This window comes from Pseudomonadota bacterium (assembly GCA_023229365.1).
Lineage (GTDB): Bacteria > Myxococcota_A > Polyangia > JAAYKL01 > JAAYKL01 > JALNZK01.
The window spans coordinates 1-20,098 of the sequence record JALNZK010000098.1 but is presented as its reverse complement, the minus strand read 5'-3'; the positions used below and the strand labels follow the sequence as shown (position 1 = coordinate 20,098).

The following is a 20,098-nucleotide window of genomic DNA, read 5'->3' as shown; positions in this document are numbered from 1 at the left end:
CGATTCCGGTCGCCGAGGTGTACGCGACGCCGCCGTAGGTGCAGTTGTCACCTGGAGCTTCGCTGGCGCCGACGACGGATTCGCCATCCAAACCATCCAGACCGTTCAGACCGTCCAGACCGTCCAGACCGTTCAGACCGGCCGGTCCTGTTGCGCCGATTGCTCCGTCCAGACCCGCGGCGCCTGTTGCTCCGGCTGGACCTGTCGCACCGACTGCTCCGTCGAGACCCGCGGCGCCTGTTGCTCCGGCCGGTCCTGTTGCGCCGATTGCTCCGTCCAGACCCGCGGCGCCTGTTGCTCCGGCCGGTCCTGTTGCGCCGGTTGCTCCGTCCAGACCCGGCGCGCCCTGCAGCCCGGTTTCTCCTATCGGGCCCTGCGGTCCCGTCGCGCCGGCCGTTCCATCGACGCCATCCTCACCCGGCAAGCCATCAACACCCGGCAAGCCATCAGCGCCATTACAAACATAGTCGATTCCAGATGCGGAGGTGTACGCGACGCCGCCGTAGGTGCAGTTGTCACCTGGAGCTTCGCTGGCGCCGACGACGGATTCGCCGTCCAGACCGTCCAGACCATCTAGACCATCCAGACCATCCGAGCCCGCCGGGCCTGCGTCGCCCGCTTCTCCGGCCGGACCCGTTTCACCCGTGTCCCCGGTGTCGCCCTTCGGGCCCTGCGAACCGGTGTCGCCCGTCGCGCCCTGTGACCCTGTGGCCCCTGTCGGGCCCTGCGGTCCGGTCGCGCCGGCAGCGCCCGTCGATCCCGGAGCGCCGTTGCAGACGTAGTCGGTTCCGGTCACGGAGATGTACGCGACGCCGCCGTAGGTGCAGTTGGCGCCCGGGGCTTCGGAAGCACCGACCACGGACTGCCCGTCCGAACCCGCAGCGCCGGATTCTCCGGTGGGCCCGGTCGAGCCCTGCGGTCCCGTCGCGCCGGCGGGCCCGGTCAGTCCGGTATCGCCGTCACAGACGTAGTCGATCCCGTCTGGGGTAGTGTACTCGATACCTCCGTTCAGGCAGTTCGGTCCCGGCGGCTCGTCCGCACCGGCGATGAGAGGCTCGCTCACCAGGTTCTCTCCGCACGCGGGTGCCAGTAAGAGCAGGAAGAGCAGAGCAATGCCTTTGAGTATCTTCATACGGCTTTTCTCCTGTCATTTGAGAATGACGAAGCGGCCTGGCACTCGAAGCGTTGCATCTTCCAGGCCACCGTCATGAATGGAATAGCTTGGGCAGGTTACGTCTCGTCCGCTGCCTGCACGGCGGCGAGATCAATCAAAATGAGCTGCCATCTTCTTCGAACTGAACGAGATTCTGCTCTGTTGCGGTGCTGAGGGTAGCGTGATCAGAAGTCCATTCGCGGGCCGGGAGGACCGGGAGGAGGAGGAGGAGGCATCATCCCGGGACCGCCGGGGCCGTGGTCGGGGCGCGCGTCCCGCCACCGCGCGCGATCCTGCTTCAGCTCATCCTTGATCTTGTCGAGCTGGCCGCGCTGCTTGGCGTTCAGCACGTCGCGGACGACGACGAGGAGCCCGAGGTGCTTCTTCTTGATCTTGTTTTCATAGCCGAACATCACGTCGAGCTGCGCGTAAATCTCCTCTTTCGTCCCGTTCTTCCTCACGAGCGCCACGAGCTTCCCATTCTCGCGCTCCAGATCCCACTCGAGCTGCTCGATCTCGTTGCGCACGTCGGAAACGATCTTGCGCAGCTTCTCGATCTGCCCGTCCGTGAGCTTGATCTCGGTCGCGTTCCTGCGGATCAGCTCGACCGGGTGGAGGCTCTCCATGAGCTCGCCGCGCATCCCTTCCCCTCCGCCGCGCCCGCGGTGGGGTCCCATGCCCGGCCCGCCCATGTGCGGTCCACCCACCTTCGGCCCGGCCAATCCCTGCTTCGCCTTCCCGGGCGCACCCTGTCCCTTGCCCTTGCCCTGCGCGAGCGCCGGCGTGGCGGCGAGCATCGCGCCGACGGCGATCACGATGACGATGTGCTTCGACATAACGGTTCGTCCCTTTCTCCGGCCTAGTTCCAGGTCGGAAGATCCATCTCCAGAAGGAAGTCGGTGCCCGCGACGTACAGCCCGTCCGTCTCGGTTGCCGACTCCGCCTTGTCCGGCTCCTCCGTCCGCGCGGTGCTGGCGCCGGCGCCGGCGTCCGCGACCGCGACGATCGGGTTGTCTGCCTGGACGCCGCCCGCGATCGGCGCGACGGGCGTTTCCGCTACCGGCAAGCCCCTCGCGGCGACGACGACGACGGCGATCGACACGGCCACGAGCGCGGGTCCGAGCGCCCACTGCCACGCCCCGCCCCGGGAGCCGGCCTTGCCGACCCGGGCCTTCGCGCGCCGCCAGATCTGCTCGAACTCCGGCACCGGCTCGCGCGCCGCCACCTCGCGGACGAGCCGCTCGAGCTCCTCGTCATTCCGCGTCGACATCTTCGTCCTCCAGCAGGCGGGCCAGCTTGAGCTTGGCCCGATGGTAGTGCGTCCTCGCCGAGCCGACCCCGACGCCCATGGCGGCCGCGGCCTGCTCCACGGTGAGCCCCTCGCCGAACACGAGCGCCGCGACCTCGAGCTGGCGGCCTTCGAGCCGCCCCATCGCCGCCCGCACGCGGCCGGCCATCTCTGCGCCGGCCGACTCCTGCTCCGGATCGGGGCGGTGCGTCGTCTCCCGGCGCTCGAAGTCGAGCCGGAGGATTCGGCCGAGGACCGAGCGGCGGCGGCGGCGGGAGGCCGCGATCCGGCGGGCCACCCCGAACAGGAAGGCGCGCGGATCGTTCGCGCCTTCGAGGTCGACGCGGCCTTCCAGCACCTCCAGGTAGCAGCTCTGCACGATCTCCTCCGCCTCTTGCCGGTCCCCGCCGGCCAACGCGAGCGCGAAGCGGAAGAGGCCTGCGTGGTGTCGTGCCGCGGTCTCGGCCGCCGTTCGCTCCGCGCTCATCTCACCCGGTAGTGGCATGGGGAAGGACAGTATATGACAGGTCCGCGGCGCGGGCTCAATCGACGCAGATCGAGTCCATCTCCCCGTTGTCGTCCAGGAAGCAGTGGCATCCAACGACATCGTGGTACTCCGTGCAGCGCCACGTGCCCGCGGCCGGGGTCTTCGGACAGCCCTGGCCGTTCGTGTAGGAGACGCACTCCGCGAGGCAGTCGCCCAAGCGCTTGCACGGGCAGCCTCCCTGACCGGTCGGGCAGTTGCAGCCCTCGTGCAGGCCGATGCGCCCCCACGTGCCGCCGGCCGCCTCGCACGCAGACTGCTCGTGCCTCCCGGCCGCGGCCTTGCACGCCTCGAAGCGCGACCTGACGGCCTCGTCCCCGCACTCGCGCGGGGCGTCGACCTTCGGCGGAAGGAACGGGGCCTGCGGCAGCACGAACGGCTGCGGACCGGTCCCCTGCCCTTCGTCGACCGGCTTCGCACAGGACGCGAGCGCGAGCGGCAACACCACGAGGAACGGCCAGACCAAACGAGTTGTCATGACGTCCACCCTTTCACTCCCCCATCCGCGCGAGCATCTTCTGCAGCCCGAAGCGCGACACGCCGAGCAGCTCCGCCGCCTTGGTGCGGTTGCCGCCCGAGCGATGCAGGGCCGCGCGCACGAGCCGCCGCTGCAGGAGCCCGAGCTGCCGCTCCATGTCGAGGTCCGCGAGCTCGGGCGCGCCGCTCCGCGACGCCTGGGACACGGCGTCCGAGAGGTGCTCCACGCCCAGCCTGTCATCGCACAGCACGAGGGCGCGCAAGATCTCGTTCTCGAGCTGGCGCACGTTGCCCGGCCAGGCGTACGCGGCGAGCGCCTCGAGCGCCGCGGCGTCGACGCGTACCTGCCGCTCCCCCGCGTGCTTCGAGAGGAAGTGCTCGACGAGGATCGGCACGTCCTCGCGCCGCTCCCGCAGGGGCGGCATCCGCACCTCCATGACGTGCAGCCGGTAGTACAAGTCGTCGCGAAACCTCTTCTCCTGGACGAGCTGCGCGAGATCCTGGTTGGTGGCGGCCACGATTCGCACGTCGACGCGGATCGTCCGGCTCCCGCCGACCGGCCGCACCTCACCCTCCTGGAGCGCCCGCAGCAGCTTGACCTGAAGCTCCTGCGGCAGCTCGCCGATCTCGTCGAGGAACAGCGTCCCCCGATCCGCCTCGACGAAGAGCCCCGGCGCGTCCTTGGTCGCGCCGGTGAACGCCCCGCGCACGTGGCCGAACAGGATCGACTCGAGCAGCGTCGGCGGGATCGCCGCGCAGTTCTCGGCGACGAACGGCATGAGCTTGCGCGCGCCCGCGAAGTGGATCGCCTTGGCGACGAGCTCCTTGCCCGTGCCCGACTCCCCGGAGATCACGACCGGCACGTCGGAGCCCGCGATGCGATCGAGCACGCGGAACATCTCCCGCATCTTGGGCGCCGTGCCGACGATCCCCGAGTAGGCGCTGCGGCCCTCGAGATCCTTGGTCCGACGCTCGAGATCGCGCTTCACGCGGGCGAGCTCGTCCTCTCGCTTCTCGAGGCGGGAGGCGAGCATCCGGTTGAGCTTCTCGATCCGCGACCGCCGGCGCAGGTTGTCGGCGCGCAGCCGCGCGTTCGTGAGCGCGATCGCCGCCTGATCCGCGAACGCCGTGAGCACGGCGAGCCGGCCCTCGTCGAGCTGGGCGCCCGCCCGGCTGTCGACGTAGATGACCCCGTCGACGCGGCCGGCGACCTGCAGCGGCACCGCGACGATGACGCGCAGGTGGAGGGCGATCACGCTGCGGTACTCCTGGAGACGCGCGTCGGAGTGCGCGTCGGTCGTGACGATGGGCTCGCCTTCCCGGAGGACGCGCTCGGCCACGCCGCGGGAGTAGTCCTGCTCGTCCTTCGCGAGCCGCTCGCGGTCGATGTTCCGGGCCGAGCGGATCCGGATCGCGCCCGACGGATCGCGGAGCAGGAGGAAGCCGCGCTCCCCCCGCGTCACCTCGAGCGCGTTGTCCATGATGAGATCGAGGAGCGGGCCGATCCGCGTCTCGGAGTTCAACCGGGTGTTGATCTTGACGAGCCGCTCCCAGCCGGACGGATCGCCCGCGTCCGGGAGGTCGCGCCCCGGGCTGCCGAGGGCGCGCAGCTCGGCGTGCCAGCGATACGCCTCTGGCCGGTGCAGCGACGGCGTCACGCTCCGCAGGCGCGCGGCGAGATCGTCCCCGCGAGCGGCAAAATCGCGGGCGAGCTCCTGCCGGCCGAGCTCCCGCGCCGCGGTCGCCGCGGTGACGAGCACGCGCATCGCGCCCGCGTCGAGCGGCAAAGGGCCGGCGCCTTCCAGCGCGTCGACGAGCGCGTCGAGCGCCGGGCCGACCCCCTGGGCGCGCAGCACCGCGACCGCGAGCCCGAGGTGAAGGCGCGCGAGCCGTTCCTCGGCCGCAGGCCCGGCGGACGGGGGCCCGAGCCCGAGAAGCAGCGCGCCCGCCGACGACGAATCGCCCTCGGCGACCGCCGCCTCGACGAGGTGACGCCTGCAGGCGTCGAGCGCTGGGCCTCCCGCGGCCTCGAGCAGCCTCTCGGCGGCCAGGAGGCGCTCGCGGGCCGCTCTCGGATCGCCGAGCGCGAGCAGCACGTCGCCGCGCACGCACAGGGCGACCCCGACCGACATGGGCGGGAGCCCCGCGGCCGCGGCGTCCTCTTCGACCCGCCGCGAGGCGCGATCGGCTCCGGCGACGTCGCCCAGCCGGAGCAGGAGCTGCGCGTAGTTCGCCCTCGCGGTGATCACCTCGGCGCGACGACCGGTCCGGAGCAGGCGCGCCATGCCGTCGCGATAGCGCACGAGCGCCTCGGCGACGTCGCCAGTCTCGGTGGCGATCGCCGCGAGGTTCACGGCGTAAGTCGCCGCACCGTGCGCGTCCCCGGCGCGATCCGCGAGCGCGAGCGCGGCCCCGTAGCACCCGGCGGCCTCGGCGAATCCCCGCTCGACGTGCGCCGCCATGCCGAGCAGCCCGCAGAATCGCGCCTCGTGGGCCGTGGCACCCATCACGCGCGCGGCGTCGCGTCCCTGCGTCCAGAGCCTGCGGGCGGTGACTGCGTCCCCGCCGTGCCAGGCGACGAGCCCTTTCGCGGCGAGCGCGCCGGAGCGGATCATGCGGGGATCCGCGTCTCCGGCAATCCCCTCGAGCGCACGGCTCGCGGCCGCGACCTCACCCTTGTCGAGCGCGATCCGCGCCCGGATCACCCTCGCCTCGAGCGCGACATCGGGCGGCGCGTCGCGGTCGAGGCCGTCGAGGGCCTCGAGCGCGTCGTCGGGTCTGCCCAGAAGGCGCCGGACGGCCGCGAGCTCGACACGGGCGCGCCCCGGGAGCGGGCCCTCCCCATGTGCCAACGGCTCGGCCAACGCCGCGGCGCGATCGTACGCGCCGGTCTGCCGGCAGAGCGCGGCGAGGCGGAGCGCCGTATCGTCCCTCTCGCCGGCCCCGGCGAAGTCGAGCTCGATCGCCGTCGACCGCGCGGCGTCGACGAGAGCGCCTTCGGCCTCGGCGACCTCCGCGGCGCGGCGCGCCCAGCGAGCGGCCTCGGCGGCGATCTCGGCGCGGGCGGCGCACCGGGCGAGCACCGCCGGCGAGGCGGCCGGCGGTCGCGACAGCGCGTCGAAGGCCCTCCGGCACAGCTCGCGCCGACGCTCCGCGGCGAGCCCGTCGAGCACGGCGTCGGCGACGGATCTCCGCATCCCCGCGCGATCGCCTGCGCCTCGCGCCGAGAGCCCCCGCTGCTCGAGCGCGTACGCCGCCTCGTCGACCGCCGCTCGATCGCGCAGATCACCCACCTCGGCGACGACCTCCGCGGGCGCGGGCTCACCGAGCGCCGCCATCGCCTCGACCGCGCTCCGGGCGTCGGGAGAGAGCGCCGACGCGAGCGCGCCGACCACGAGCCCCATCGCCTCGGCCGGGAGCGCGAGCGCCCGAGAGAGCCGCGCGGCGTCCGCGGCCGCACGCGGCAACCCCGCCAATGAGGAGAGCGCCATCTCGGTGAGGAGCGGGATGCCGGAGGTCCGCTCCCGGATCGCCTGCCTGAGCCGCACGCTCGGCACCTCGCGCAGCGCGTCCTCGATGAGCGCGGCCTCCGCGGCTTCGGACAAGGGGCCCAGCTCCAGGAGGACGGCGCCCGTCGTCTCGGCGGCGAGCCGTGCGAGCTCCGCATCGCGCATGGTCACGACCAGGCACAAAGGCGCGCCCTCGCCAGGCGCCGGCTCTCCGGCGGCGGCGAGACTCTGCACGAGCTCCCCCGCGAGCCGGCTGTCGCCGTCGTCGACGACGCAGACCGTCGGGCCGCGCAGCCTCCCGAAGAGGCGCGCCGTCTCGAGCGTCTCGTCCGCGCCGGCCTCCCCGCGCACGGCAGCGACGAGCTCTGCGGCGGTCCCGACAAGGACGAGCGGCGGCGCCGCGAGGCGGGCGGAGGAGTCGAGCTGCCACGCGACGAGCGCCGCCCGGGTCAGCCGGGTCTTCCCGACGCCCGCGGGACCGGTGACGAACACGAACCTCGGCCTGCGCGCGCCCGGTGCGAGCGCGTCGCGGACCGCCGTCGTGAACGCAGCGAGCTCCTCGTCCCTGCCCACGAGCTCCGCCGAGCGCCAACTCGACCTGCCGGCCGCCGGGTCCTCGATCTCGCTCGCCGCGTCGAGCGCCTCCCCGCCGCGATCGCCGCCGAGCAGATCGGCGCCGAACGCGCGCCCCAACGCGAGCACGACCTCGCGCGCCGAGTCGAAGCGATCGGCCGGTCGCCTGGCGGCGAGCCGCCGCACGACGTCCCAGAAGGCGGCACGCTCGGCGGTGGCCGTCCCGGCGAGAGGCTCCACGGCCGCGTGGGGCGGGCGCCCGGTCGCGATGGTCGCGAGAGCGGCGCCGAGGCTGAAGAGGTCCGAGCGCTCCTCCGCGAACCCGGCCGCGGCCTCCGGCGCGATGTATCCGAGCGTCCCCGCGCGCAACCCGTCCGCCGCGCCGGCGCGCCCCGCGAGCCCGAGGTCGATCAGCTTGACCGCAGGCGCCCCGGGGGCGCCGCTCACGAGGATGTTCGACGGCTTGACGTCCCGGTGCATGAGCCGCTTGCGGTGCAGCGCCGCGAGCGCCCGGGCCACCGCGACGCCTATCCTCGCCGCGGCCTCGCACCGCTCGTTCTCCGGGAGCGCCGCGCACCACTCGTCGGCGCGGACTCCGGGGACGCGCTCCTGGGTGAAGAACAGGGCTCCCACCGCAGGCGCGACCGCCCCCTCCGCCTCCTCGACGCGGCCGAGGTCGTACACGCGCGCGAGGTGCGGGTGCTCGAGCTTCGCGAGCTCCGCGAACTCGAACCGCATCAACGCCTCGCTCACCCGTGCCGTCACGACCTTGAGGGCGAGCTCGCGCCGGGGGAAGAGCCGATCCCGCGCAGCGAACACCGCGCCCTGCGAACCCTCGCCGAGACGCTCGAGCAGCTCGTAGCGCCGGTTGATCACCGCCAGGGTCGCGCGATCCATCGTCAACTCCGTTGCTCAGGTTCGCCTTCGTATTCCTATGCGAATTCTATTTTTGCTTTCCACATGAAGAGTTGCACTTGCCGAATTGGTTGTCTACCGAGTTGCTACTCGCGAGAGCCCCCTGCGGCGCGTTCGAACAGCGCGAGGTAACGGTCGCCGAGGGCGACGGAGAGCGGCGCGAACAGGACCGCCGTCCCGGCGGAGAACAGGACGTCCGTGAGGTAGTGCGCGCCGAGCCGGAGCCGTCCCCAGGCGATCGCGGCGGCGTACAGCGCCGAGCCGACGACGACGACGGCGCCTCCGCCTCGTCTCCCTTCGCGCAGAAGGAGGAGCGCCGCGGGCAGGAGCACGAGCGCGGTCGCCACGTGGCCGGACGGGAACGACATCCCGCCGCCCCCGGGATCGAGCGTCCAGACAGGAGAGAAGGAGGCGTCTCCCGCGACGACCGAGGCGAAGCGCTCCCGCCCCCAGAGAAACTTGATCGCGTTCACCGCGAACATGGTGTGGGCGAGCGCCTGCACGAGCACCGCCGACGCGGCGCGCGCGGCGAGCGACGAACGGCGACGCAGGGAAGGCACGCCCAGGCAGACGATCGCGGCGACGTAGAGCACGAGCGCCGGGTGCGTGCCGTGGTCCTGGACGAGCGCGGCGAACCCATCGTCGAGCCTGGCCACGGCGCTCGAAACCTCGAGATCGAACGGGGCGGCGAAAGGGATCACGGCCGCGATCGCGAGGCCGCAGCCGATCCACAACGTCGTCGAACGCGCGACCATCCTCATCCTCCGCCCGAAACCGGCACGTTTGCAGATCCCGGTCGCCTTCATTACACTGGACGGGTGTGAGCCGCACAACTTTTGTGAGCCGGCGGGTCCGCTGCGGCAGACGCGCCGCGCACGGGGAGGTGTCGAGATGCTTTCGAGAATACACTGCGGATGGTCCGTCGCGTCGCTAGGCGTCGCGGCTCTGCTCCTCCTCGGCAGCCCCTCGTGCGAGAAGTCGAGCGGGTTCGGCGCGAACGACGCCGACACCGACAGCGACACGGATTCCGATTCCGACACGGACATCGACAGCGACACGGACGCCGATTCGGATTCGGACTCGGATGCCGACACCGACGCCGACACGGACGCGGACACCGATGCCGACACCGATGCGGACACCGACACCGACACGTCCCCGGAGTGCACCGACGAGGACGACGACGGCTGGTGCCTGCCGTTCGACTGCGACGACGACGACGAGACCATCCACCCCGGCGCCGAGGAGATCCTGGACAACTTCACGGACGACGATTGCGACGGCGTGGAGGACGAGCCGCCGGACACCGACACGCCGCCCATGGGCATCCCGGAGACGTGCGAGGAGGCCGCCCTGGCGACGACGACGGTCGGCTGCCTGTTCTACGCCGTCGATCTCGACTCGCACGACTCGGTGGAGACCTCGCAGTACGCGGTGGCGGTCTCCAACGTCAACGAGACAGAGCCGGCCACCGTCACCGTCTACAAGGGCAACACGTCGACGCTCGCGTGGGATCTCTACACGAGCGCGGTCGTGCCCGCGATGAGCCTCAACACCTTCAACCTTCCCGACTTCCACATGAACACGTCGGGCGTGATGGCCAAGGGCACCTACAAGGTCGTCTCGGACATCCCGATCATCGCGTACCAGTTCAACCCGGTCAACGGCGCCTCGTCGTACCTCTCGGATGCGTCGATGCTCGTCCCGGTCACGTCGCTCAGCGAGACGTACGACGTGGTCGGGTGGCAGCAGAGCTGCTCGTCGACATGCGACGGCGACATGCGCGCCTACTTCGTCGTCGTCGCGACGGCAGACGGCACGGAGCTCACGGTGACCCCCTCCTCGGCGCCGCTGGCGGGCGGCGTCGTCCCCGGCACGGCCACGACCTTCACCGCCTCGCTCGACGAGGGCGACGTGCTCGAGGTGGAGACGAACGCGCCGTACGCCACGATGACCGGCAGCCGGATCACGAGCAACGCGGATCACCCGATCGCCGTGTTCTCCGGGCAAGAGTGCGCGTTCATCCCGTTCCAGGTCTACGCGTGCGACCACCTCGAGGAGCAGCTCACCGGGATCCGGTTCTGGGGCGACACGTTCATCGCGTCGCGCATGCCGGTCCGCAGCACGGGCAGCACCGCGGAGGTTGTCCTCTGGCAGATCTACGCGAGCGAGGACGCCACCGAGGTGAACCTCGCCGCGAACCCGGGCGTCACCGGCCTCCCGTCCTCCCCGTCCTACCTGGACCAGGGCGAGATGCTCCAATTCTACACCGCGGGCCCGTCCTCGGAGCCGGGCGACTTCGTCATCGAGGCGAACAAGCCGATCTCCGTGATGCAGTACATGACCGGCTCCGAGAACTCCTACGCCGGGAGCATCGGCGATCCGGCGATGGCGCTCCTGAGCCCGGTGCAGCAGTTCCTCACGCGGTACGTCGTGCTCATCCCCACGACGTGGGTGAACGACGGGCTCGTGATCACGCGCGTCGCCGGGAGCGCGGTGCTGCTCGACGGCGTCGAAGTGCCGGACTCAGAGTTCCACGAGATCGCGGAGTCGGGCTACGAGGTCGCACGGCACGTGGGGACGGGCATGGACGGCGTGCACACGCTCGAGAGCGAGAACGGCGTCGACGGCCTCGGCGTGATCGTCGTGGGCTGGGACTCGTACGATTCCTACGCGTACGTCGGCGGCATGGGGCTCGCCGCGATCAACCCCGGCGTGGAGTAGGCCCCGGGCCGCGCCGGCCGCTACTCGAGATCGTACCCCGCGAGGACGATCTTCCCGCCCTTCTCGACGAAGGTGAACGACTCCGTCGCGCTCCCGCGCTCGAACCGCGTCTTCCGGACGACGGTGATCGAATCCATGCCGTTCGTGGCGCCCTGGCTCCACGACGCGGTCTTCGACCCCTGCACGCGCCCGAGCCGTTCGTAGTTCTTCTGGTAGAACGCGACGGCCTGATCCAAGGTGGAGAGCAGCCGCATCCCGGCGGTGCCGTCCCTGTAGATCGTCCCGAACTGCTGCGCATCGTAGAGCCCGTGGAGCGCGTCGATCTCCCGCTCCGCCGCCGCCGCCGAGAGCGCACCGCCGTCGCCCGAGCAGGCGATGGCGCCGAGGAGGATCGCGAGCCATGCGGCGGGACTGGACGTCATCGTCCGAGGATATGCCGACTCGCCCCGGCCGTCACGCGGCTGGAGCGATCGGCGCGCATGGATTAAATTCCGGGCGGGCAACGAGAGTCCTATGCTCATGCCATACGATAGGAGACTCCCCATGAAGAACCACCACCGCGGGGCGCTCGTGGCCCTCGCCACCATCGCCCTCCTCGCCGCGATCGCGTTCGCGCGGATCGCCGCGGCGTCCGAGTGCGGCCTCATCTCGGACCCGGACGAGCGCCACCTGTGCTACGCCCTCTCGAGCTCGTCGACAGGCGAGTGCGGCCTCATCTCGAACGGCGACAAGCGCCACTACTGTTACGCGGTCGTCGGGAGGAGCTCGGGCGAGTGCGGCCTGATCTCGGACAGCGACGTGCGCCACCAGTGCTACGCCGAGACGGGCGGCTCGAGCGGCGAGTGCGGCCTCATCTCGAGCTCGGACCGCCGCCACTTCTGCTACGCGAAGAGCCAGAAGAGCACCGGCGAGTGCGGTCTGATAGGCGACGGCGATCTGCGCCACTACTGCTACGCGCTCGTGGGCAAGAGCCCGGGCGAGTGCGGCCTCATCTCGAGCTCGGATCTGCGCCGCCGCTGCTACTCGAGCGCCAAGCCCTAGACACGATCGAGCCGAAGGCGCTCAGCAGGGCGCGCCGCTCGTCCCGGAGAGCTCCTGGCACGTCTGCTCGCTGCGATCCATGGTCAACGCGTCGTCCCAGAACGCATCCTCGACCCCGACCCAGTTGCCGGTGAACGACTCGAACGCCGCGTCGACCGTGCCCTGGATGTGCCAATGGAACTCGTCGGTCGTCGTGTCGACCTTCACGAGGATGTCGACCCAGCCCGTCTCGGGATCGAGCTCCACGATGTCGCCCGCGTCGATGTCGAGCCCGGTGTCGGAGAACGCAATCCCGGACGGCAGCTCGACGCCGCCCCCCGAGTCCAGGTTGAGGCAGATGCAGCCGGCCGTGTAGCTCGCGCCGATGCTCGCGTGCCACCTCCCGGACATCCCCGCGAGGAACGCCTGCTCGGGTGTCGGGACCGTGCCGGGCGGCGTCCACTCGCAGATGGTGTCCGCGCCGCCGCAGGTGAAGTCCTCGAGCACGAGCCACGGCTCGGCGCCGTCCACGTCGGTGCGCATCGCGACGCACCAGTCGGTGTAGGGATCGTAGGTCACGTCGTCCGGCTCGGCGCCCTGCCACGGCTCTCCGGACGTTCCGTACGCCCACTCCTCGCCGGTGACCCACTTGAACGCCGTCTCGCCGAGCACCGTGTGGCCGGCGGTCCAGTACGCCCACGACTCAGCGAGCTCGAGCGCGCCGTGCAGGAAGGAGATCTCCTCGATCGTGGTCGGCGCCACGAGGTCGAAGCCCTCCCCCATCTCCTGGCACTGCCAGCGGCCCGTGGTCCAGTAGTCGACGTGGCCGTTGATCACGTAGCAGTGCCCCGTGTCCGGATCGAGCACCTCGTCGCCGAGGCACGTCACCGCGCAGTCGTCGCCGCACCTGTCGTTCGGCTCGCCCTCCGCGTCGCACAGCTCGCCGGGATCGATGACGCCGTTGCCGCAGAGATCCGCGTCGCTGTCGGAGTCCGTGTCCGAGTCGCCGTCCGAATCCGAGTCGGAGTCCGAGTCGCCGCCCGAGCCGCCGCCGCCGTCCCCGCAGCTCGCCGGGGCGAGGCAGAGACCGAGGGCGGCAAGGATAGACATCGCGCGCATGAATCGCTCCTTCCGTTCGAGGGTGCTCTCTTATTGATAGCACATCCGGAGGACAGCTAGCGCCTCGCAGCAAGTCGTGCTCATCTCGAACGAAGGCACCGATTCTTTGCGCCGAAATGAACGGAGAGGTCGTTCATTCTGATGGAGAGCGCCGCCCTCCGGGCGCCGCCCAGAGCGCAACCGGCCCCAAAACAGCTCCCGTGCGCCCGTGGCACGAATACTGCTTGGTGTGCCGCGCCGGTTTCAGGCGCGGCTTGCGCGCTCGTGTGAAGGAGGGTGACATGCGGCGAATCGTTGCGGCGTCGGCCATCATCGGCGCGCTCTTGGTTTGTTTGCCGGCGTCGGCTGGGAACTGGCAGCTCAACGGGGGCGAGCCTTGGAAGCAGCGGGTCGGGCCCGGCCTCTACGCCGGCCTCGGCGGAGTGGTCTGCGGGGAGGACGATTTCTGCCGCGATCACCATGCGTGGGACTCCCACCTCGTGGGGTCGCTCGATGCGACGCTCGGCTTCTTCTGGCGGATCATCCCGAACGCGGTGGTGTTCGTCGATGTCGGCACCGCGCTCCTCCCCGCGTCGGTCCGCGGCATGAATCACGATCACGGGTTCCTTTTCCGCACCGTGGGTGGCGCGGAGTTCCACGTTCCCATCACGGGGTGGGTCGAGGCGTACGGCGGGTTCGGCATCGGCTTCGCGCTCCTGAGGTTCCGCGGCGAGATCGACGCCACGGACGAGACCGTGAAGGACACCCTGCTCGGCGTCGACTTCGAGCTGCGCACCGGCGCGACGTTCTACTTCTTCTCGCGGGCGCCGGGGCTCGGCTTCGGCCCGTACTACCGGGCCGGGCTCGTGTTCTGGCCCACCTCCTGCCACGACGTGGACGGCCACGAGGAGTGCGACGAACCGGAGGACCAGGATCATCTTCCGTTCATGCACCACATCGGCCTCGAGCTCCGGTACAATTTCTGATTCGTCCAGCACGCCGAGGCGCACCCTTGGGCCACATACGCATGAGTGCGTTCCAGGTTCCGCGTTGCCACTCTCGACGCGGGAACGTTGTCAGTTTGCCCGCCATCCAGTAGGGATCGAGGGATGGATGCGCGGTTCCAGGCGTTCGGCCGGCTCGCGGCGCTCGCGGTAGTCCTGTCCGCGGCCGCTCCGGCGGCGGCGGAGGACGCGCCCGCCGCCGGGCCCGCGGTGTTCTTCCTCTACGCGCAGGATCAATCCGACCAGGCGCGCGCGGTCGTCGAGGTGGTCGCGAGCCGGCTCGGGGAGCTCGCCGTGGCGTTCCTCGATCTCTCCGTGGACCGGCTCGCCGCGTCGTCCCGCGAGCAACTCGACGCGGCCGCGGCGATCGCCGCGTCGTCCGACACGGTCGCCGTTTTCTGGTGCGACCTCTCCTCGGATCGGGACGCGCTGCTGCACCTCACCGACGGCCGCGGGACGCGCCTCCTGGTCCGCAAGCTCGAGATCGCCGACGTGCGCAGCCGGGCGGAGAGCATCGCCATCGTCGTCGAAGGGTCGGTGCGCGCGCTGCTCGCAGGCGGCACCATCGGCGTCGCGGTACCCGAGCGAGAGAATCCCGCGCCGTCCGCCGCGGCCCCGCCCCCTGTCCCCGCCCCCTCCGCCCCCGAAAAGGCGCCCCGCGCGGCTCCGGACCGGCTCGCCATGAGGCTCGCCTACGCCGTGCGATCGCGCTTTGCGGACACGATCTTCAACCACGGCCTCCACCTGGGCGTCGACTTCCGGTTCGCGCGCTTCCTCACGGCCGGCGCGGCGTACACGTTGTCCGCGCCTATCGAGGGGAACGGCGAGCTCGCGGACGTGCGGATCACCTCGCACGAGCTCTCGCTCGGCCTCGGCGTCGACTTCCGCGTGGGCCGCCTGTCGGTGGGCGCGGCCGTCGCCGTGCTGCTCGATTTCGCCGAGGCGGACGTCTCGGACACGGCCGCGGACATCGAGGAAGCCGCGGACAAGAACGACGTCATCGTTGCGCTCGCGCCGTCCGGCAGGGCGTCCTTCGCCGCGACCGAACGGATCTCGGTCTTCGCCGAGATCGGGGTCGTCCTGCTCGCGAACGCCAAGCGCTACACCGCGCGCCGCGGCGAAACGCGGGAGACGCTCGTGGACACGTGGCCGGCGCAACCGGTCGTCCGACTGGGGTTCGCCGTATGGCTCTTCTGACCGAACGGCGAATGGGACATCCGCTTTCCGGCCTTGCACCCACTGCGGATTCGAGAAGGCGGAAACGGAGCGGAAGCAGGTAATGCATCAGTCCACGAAACAGCTTCCCCGCTCGAGCGACATAGGCGCGCAGATCGCGTTCGCGTCCGCGTCCGGCGATCGGGCGGCGCAGCGCAGGCTCGCGGATCTGCTGCTCGATCGCGTGGCGCTCACGGTGCGCTACCTCGCGGGCGGGGACTCGGACGCGGACGACTACGTGCAGATGGCGATGATCGAGATCCTGCGCTCGGTCGGCTCGTTCCGCGGGGAGAGCTCGCTCGAGACGTGGGCCGAGAAGATCGCGGTGCGCACGACGATGCGCCACCTGAAGCACCGCCGCTGGCGCGGCCAGATCGTCGAGCTCGATCCGGCGCCGGAAGGGGTGAGCCGGGCCGTCGGGGCGGATCGGCGCCTCGCGCAGTCGTCGCTCGCGGATCGGCTGACCGCAATCGTCGGCACGCTGACGCCGGAACGCCGCGAGGTCGTCACGTTGCGGCTCGTTTTGGGGCACAGCATCGAGGAGATCGCCGTGCTCACGGGGGCGAAGATCAACACCGTTCGAGACCGGCTGGCGGTCGCGCGGCGGCAGCTGCGCTCGAAGATCGCCCGCGACCCCGTGTTGCGCGAGGCCAAGGAGATGTCGGCATGGGACGAATGAACGAGGGTGGCGCGAGCGGCTGCGAGTTGGTCGCGAGGCTCTTTGAAGAACAGACCGGCGGGCGGATCCTCTCCGCGGACGAGTTCGAGATCATCGAGCGGCACGTCGCGGAGTGTGCGGAGTGCGGGCTCGAGCGACGCGCCGTCGCCGCGATGCGCATCGACGGGCCGGTCGAGCTGCCGCGCTACATCGAGGACGACATCGCCCGGCGCCGATGGCTGGACGACGCGGTGGCCGCGGCCGCAGTCACGAAGCCCCGCACCGGGACGGCCCGGCGACGCGCCGCCCTCCTGGGCGCGGTCGCAGCCGCGGCCGCGTGCGCCGCCGTGGTCGTGACCGCGACCGTGGGTCGCCTTGCCGAAGACACGCGCTCGCCCGTACCGGCATCGACGGCGAGCCGCGATTCCGCGACGGCCGAGATCGCCGCGCCGTCGGCGCCCGCGCCCTCCTCCGGCGCCGTCCTGCTCGGCACCGAGATCGGCCTCGAGCCCGGGCGGGCCATCGCCCGCGGCGATACGCTCGTCGCCTCCGAGGGCGCTTTGGCGATCGCCCTCGACTCCGGGATCAAGCTGCTGCTCCTGCCCGGCGCGCGCGTGCGTATCCCCTCTCTCGACGAGGGCGCCGTCGAGGTGCGGGTCGACGCGGGCGACGTCGTTGCGGCCGTGGAACCGAAGAGGAGCGGCCCGCCGTTCTCGGTGACGACCGCGTCGGGCTCCGTCGGCGTCGTGGGCACCGTGTTCGAGGTCGGCGTCGCGGACGGCACGACGCGCGTCGGCGTGCTGCGCGGCGAGGTCTCCCTGCGCGCGAACGGACGGACACCGCGCGCCTTGGGCGTCGGGGAGACGTCGAGGCTCGACGGCGGGGGCAGGCGCCCGCTCGAGGAATCCGAGTCGCGGCGCCTCGATCAGAGCCTGCGCATGCTCGATCTTCTTTCCGATTCCGAATCCGCCTCCGCGGTCGACATCCAGAGCCTGCCGACCGGCGCGCAGGTCTCGCTCGACGGCGTCCTCCTCGGATCGACGCCCGTCGCCGCGCTGGTCCGGTCCGGACACCGGACCGTGGAGCTCACGGCGGACGGCCGCGCGCCGGTCCGTGAGCTCGTCGAGCTGGCGCGGAGCGAGCGGCTGTCGCGGGTTTTCGAGCTCGGGCAGCTGCCGCCGAAGGCAGGCGCCGCGAGCCGCGCGGCGGCGAAGGCGGGCGCCTCCGAGATGCTCGCGCGGGCGCAGGAGTTGCGCGCGGCTCGCGAGTGGGGCGCCGCGGCCGAGGCGTACGAAGAGCTGATATCCATCCACCCGAAGAGCACCGAAGCGCGGACTTCGCTCGTCTCCCTCGGCGAGCTGCGCCTCGTACGCCTCGGCGCGCCCGAGAAGGCGCTCGAGTGCTACGCCAGCTATCTGGAGACGCCGGCCCAGGGCGCCCTGGCGCCGGAGGCGCTCTACGGCAAGGCGCGCGCTCTACGGGCCCTCGGCCGAGAGGACGACGAACGCGACGCGCTCGAGGCCTTCATCGGAAGCTACCCGAACGCGTTCGCCGCGCCCCAAGCCGCCGCGCGGCTTACCGAACTCGAAGGAGGAAAGAAATGAAACCGTTCACTACGTTGGTCGTGATCGCGTCGGGCGCCCTGCTCTCTTTTGCGGCGCTCATCGGCGCGTGCGAGGTGTCGAACGAGGACGTCGCCGCGGGCGACACGGACACCGACACCGACGGGGACTGCGAGGAAGGGACCTTCGACTGCGCCGGCCAGGACTACAACGTCTGCGAGGGCGGCGAGTGGACGCTCGTCGAGTCGTGCGAGGCGGTGTGCGTCTCGTACCTCGGCTGCGTCGAGTGCATCCCCGGGGACTCGATCTGCGAGCTCGACACCGTCCTGGTCTGCGACGACGACGGCATGGGCTACTCCCCGTTCATGGACTGCGCCGAGGTCAGCGCGGTCTGCGTCGACGGGGCATGCGAGGGCGGCGATCCGTGCGACATCGCGGCCGCGACCCAGAGCAACATCGGGTGCGAGTACTGGGCGGTGGATCTCGACAACGCGCAGAACTTCGTCGACGACGCCGCGGAGGGCCAGTTCGCGGTGGCGGTGGCGAACATCGGCAACAGCATCTCTGCGAACGTGACCGTGGAGATCAACGAGGCGCCGCAGGGCGAGCCGCTCTCGCTCTCGGTCGTCGAGACGCACGCGGTCGAGCCGCTCGGCCTCTACATCTTCCGGCTCCCGCGGCGCGACGTGGACGGCGGCGACTTCACGGACAACCACGTCGACGACGGGCCGCAGACCCGCCTCTCGTCGGACGCGTTCCGGATCACCTCGGACGTCCCGGTCGTGGCGTACCAGTTCAACACGCTCGATCAGCAGTTCTCCAACGACGCCTCGCTGCTCCTCCCGACGTCCGCGCTCGGCAAGGACCACATCGTGGTCGGCTACACGCCGTCGGGCCCGGTGGCGTCGGTCACGAAGAACCGCGGCTACGTCACCATCGTCGGCGTGCAGGAGGCCACGACCGTGACCGTGACCCCGTCGTTCGACATCGATCTCGGCGAGGGGATCGACGCTATCGAGGCGGGCACGCCGACCGACTTCGTGATAGGCCCGTTCGACGTGATCAACCTCGAGACCCGGTTCATGACCCTGGTCGACCCGACCATCCCGGATCTCTCCGGCACGACGGTGATCTCCGACGGGCCCGTGGCCGTGTTCTTCGGCACCGACCTGTCGCTCGTCTCGAACACGGACATCTACGAGGACTCCTGCTGCGCCGAGCACCTCGAGGAGCAGATCCTCCCGTCCGCCGCGATGGCCCAGAAGTTCGTGGTGAGCCACTCGGCGATCCGCAGCGAGGGAACTCCGGAGCAGGACTACTACCGCATCATGTCCTACAACGGCGCGACGGTGACGACGAGCCTGCCCTCGCCGAACGACAGCTTCACGCTCGGCGCGGGCGAGTACCGCGAGCTCTTCACGAACACGGGGTTCACCGTGGAGGCGTCCGAAGGCTACCTGCACGTCGCGCAGTTCCTCGTGGCCGGCGGTGACGTCCCGAACCCGTTCGGCCCGGCCGGCGACTCGTCGCTCATGTACATCCCGGCCGTGGACCAGCGGCGCGGGCTGTACGTCTTCACGACCGGCGAGGGGTTCGCGTACAACGCCGTCGTCGTCTCCAAGCCGCAGGGCGCGGTCGCGACCATCGACGACGGACTCGACGTCGACTCGACGTGCGTCGGCCCGCGGGTCGACGGCGAGATCGACGGCATCACCTACGAGGCGTGGGAGTGCGAGGTCGACGACGGCGCGCACATCGTCTACTCCGGCGACGATCCGGAAGACGCGACGATCCCGATCGCCGTGTACTTCTACAGCTACTACAACGCGGGCTCGATCTCCTACCCGGCCGGCTCGGATCTGCGCCACACCAACCCGATCGTCATCGAGTAGCCGGCGGCACGGATTTTCGGATCGACGTCATTCCCGCTCCCAGCCCGCGCAATTCATGCGCGGGATTCCGATGCGCGGGTTGTCCCTTCTCCCATTCGAATTGAACGGGACTGCACGCTATCTTGATGGAACAAGCCGGCGCGCCGGCACCGCCTGCGGTGCAACCACCCGAACTTGTTTGCATCTCGTTTGTGGCCCGGAAGGTGCACCGCCCCAAAAATCGGGCCCCAAAAATCGGGCCTTAGAGATACCAGTTGGCCACCCGTTCGTTTCGGGTACCTCCTGGAAAGATCCTGAATCCCTGTACTCGGCTCCGTCTTTCCCCTAATTCTCTGCGCCCGGTCGATTTCTCGCAACCATTTCCCCGAACGTCCGATTCAACAGTGTGGTCAACGCCATCCGCATCCTCGAGCCCGGCGTCGTCTACTCGGTCGTACAGACGACCGTGGACCGCACCTTCTCGTTC

General features: G+C 70.6%; 16 protein-coding genes. 7 read left to right on the top strand and 9 right to left on the bottom strand.

Annotated elements, in window-relative coordinates; all coding sequences use genetic code 11:
• The 7 genes from M0R80_24465 to M0R80_24435 all read right to left on the bottom strand — a co-directional run.
• A partial coding sequence (locus M0R80_24465) for a collagen-like protein (protein ID MCK9462788.1) occupies positions 1-1,132 on the bottom strand: 1,132 nt, incomplete at its 3' end.
• Between the two features lie 206 nt (positions 1,133-1,338).
• Entirely contained in the window at positions 1,339-1,989 is a 651-nt protein-coding gene (locus tag M0R80_24460; protein MCK9462787.1) for a hypothetical protein, read from the bottom strand.
• A 23-nt stretch (positions 1,990-2,012) separates the two neighbouring features.
• Positions 2,013-2,423, bottom strand: coding sequence for a hypothetical protein (locus M0R80_24455; GenBank protein MCK9462786.1), 411 nt, complete (start codon positions 2,421-2,423; stop codon positions 2,013-2,015).
• Positions 2,407-2,946 (bottom strand): RNA polymerase sigma factor, encoded by a 540-nt coding sequence (locus tag M0R80_24450; GenBank protein MCK9462785.1) that lies wholly within the window; start codon positions 2,944-2,946, stop codon positions 2,407-2,409. Before M0R80_24450 ends, M0R80_24455 begins: the two co-directional genes overlap by 17 nt.
• 37 nt (positions 2,947-2,983) lie before the next feature.
• Entirely contained in the window at positions 2,984-3,463 is a 480-nt protein-coding gene (locus tag M0R80_24445; GenBank protein ID MCK9462784.1) for a hypothetical protein, read from the bottom strand.
• A gap of 13 nt (positions 3,464-3,476) precedes the next feature.
• On the bottom strand, positions 3,477-8,441 hold the full coding sequence (locus M0R80_24440) for a sigma 54-interacting transcriptional regulator (GenBank protein ID MCK9462783.1): 4,965 nt from the start codon (positions 8,439-8,441) through the stop codon (positions 3,477-3,479).
• Positions 8,442-8,545: 104 nt separating this feature from the next.
• A complete protein-coding gene (locus M0R80_24435) occupies positions 8,546-9,214 on the bottom strand; it encodes a phosphatase PAP2 family protein (GenBank protein ID MCK9462782.1) in 669 nt (222 codons plus the stop codon).
• Between the two features lie 136 nt (positions 9,215-9,350).
• Here M0R80_24435 and M0R80_24430 point away from each other — a divergent pair, with 136 nt between their 5' ends.
• Positions 9,351-11,183: a hypothetical protein gene (locus M0R80_24430; protein ID MCK9462781.1), complete on the top strand. Its 1,833-nt coding sequence runs from the start codon at positions 9,351-9,353 to the stop codon at positions 11,181-11,183.
• A 20-nt stretch (positions 11,184-11,203) separates the two neighbouring features.
• Here the strand turns inward: M0R80_24430 and M0R80_24425 are convergent, their stop codons facing one another.
• Positions 11,204-11,605, bottom strand: coding sequence for a hypothetical protein (locus tag M0R80_24425; GenBank protein MCK9462780.1), 402 nt, complete (start codon positions 11,603-11,605; stop codon positions 11,204-11,206).
• A gap of 121 nt (positions 11,606-11,726) precedes the next feature.
• Here M0R80_24425 and M0R80_24420 point away from each other — a divergent pair, with 121 nt between their 5' ends.
• Positions 11,727-12,224: a hypothetical protein gene (locus M0R80_24420; protein ID MCK9462779.1), complete on the top strand. Its 498-nt coding sequence runs from the start codon at positions 11,727-11,729 to the stop codon at positions 12,222-12,224.
• 21 nt (positions 12,225-12,245) lie between these two features.
• On the opposite strand, the gene M0R80_24415 is transcribed toward M0R80_24420, so the two are convergent.
• Positions 12,246-13,322: a C-type lectin domain-containing protein gene (locus M0R80_24415; protein MCK9462778.1), complete on the bottom strand. Its 1,077-nt coding sequence runs from the start codon at positions 13,320-13,322 to the stop codon at positions 12,246-12,248.
• A 281-nt stretch (positions 13,323-13,603) separates the two neighbouring features.
• On the opposite strand from M0R80_24415, the gene M0R80_24410 reads away from it, so the two are divergent.
• The 5 genes from M0R80_24410 to M0R80_24390 all read left to right on the top strand — a co-directional run bounded on the left by M0R80_24410 (position 13,604) and on the right by M0R80_24390 (position 19,632).
• Positions 13,604-14,287: a hypothetical protein gene (locus tag M0R80_24410; protein ID MCK9462777.1), complete on the top strand. Its 684-nt coding sequence runs from the start codon at positions 13,604-13,606 to the stop codon at positions 14,285-14,287.
• 123 nt (positions 14,288-14,410) lie between these two features.
• On the top strand, positions 14,411-15,502 hold the full coding sequence (locus M0R80_24405) for a hypothetical protein (GenBank protein ID MCK9462776.1): 1,092 nt from the start codon (positions 14,411-14,413) through the stop codon (positions 15,500-15,502).
• Between the two features lie 82 nt (positions 15,503-15,584).
• The gene (locus M0R80_24400) at positions 15,585-16,199 is read left to right on the top strand and encodes an RNA polymerase sigma factor (GenBank protein ID MCK9462775.1); all 615 of its coding nucleotides are present in this window, start codon (positions 15,585-15,587) and stop codon (positions 16,197-16,199) included.
• A complete protein-coding gene (locus M0R80_24395; protein MCK9462774.1) occupies positions 16,187-17,782 on the top strand; it encodes a FecR domain-containing protein in 1,596 nt (531 codons plus the stop codon). The genes M0R80_24400 and M0R80_24395 overlap by 13 nt, the downstream gene beginning before the upstream one ends.
• A complete protein-coding gene (locus M0R80_24390) occupies positions 17,779-19,632 on the top strand; it encodes an IgGFc-binding protein (protein MCK9462773.1) in 1,854 nt (617 codons plus the stop codon). Before M0R80_24395 ends, M0R80_24390 begins: the two co-directional genes overlap by 4 nt.
• The last annotated feature ends 466 nt before the right edge of the window (positions 19,633-20,098 follow it).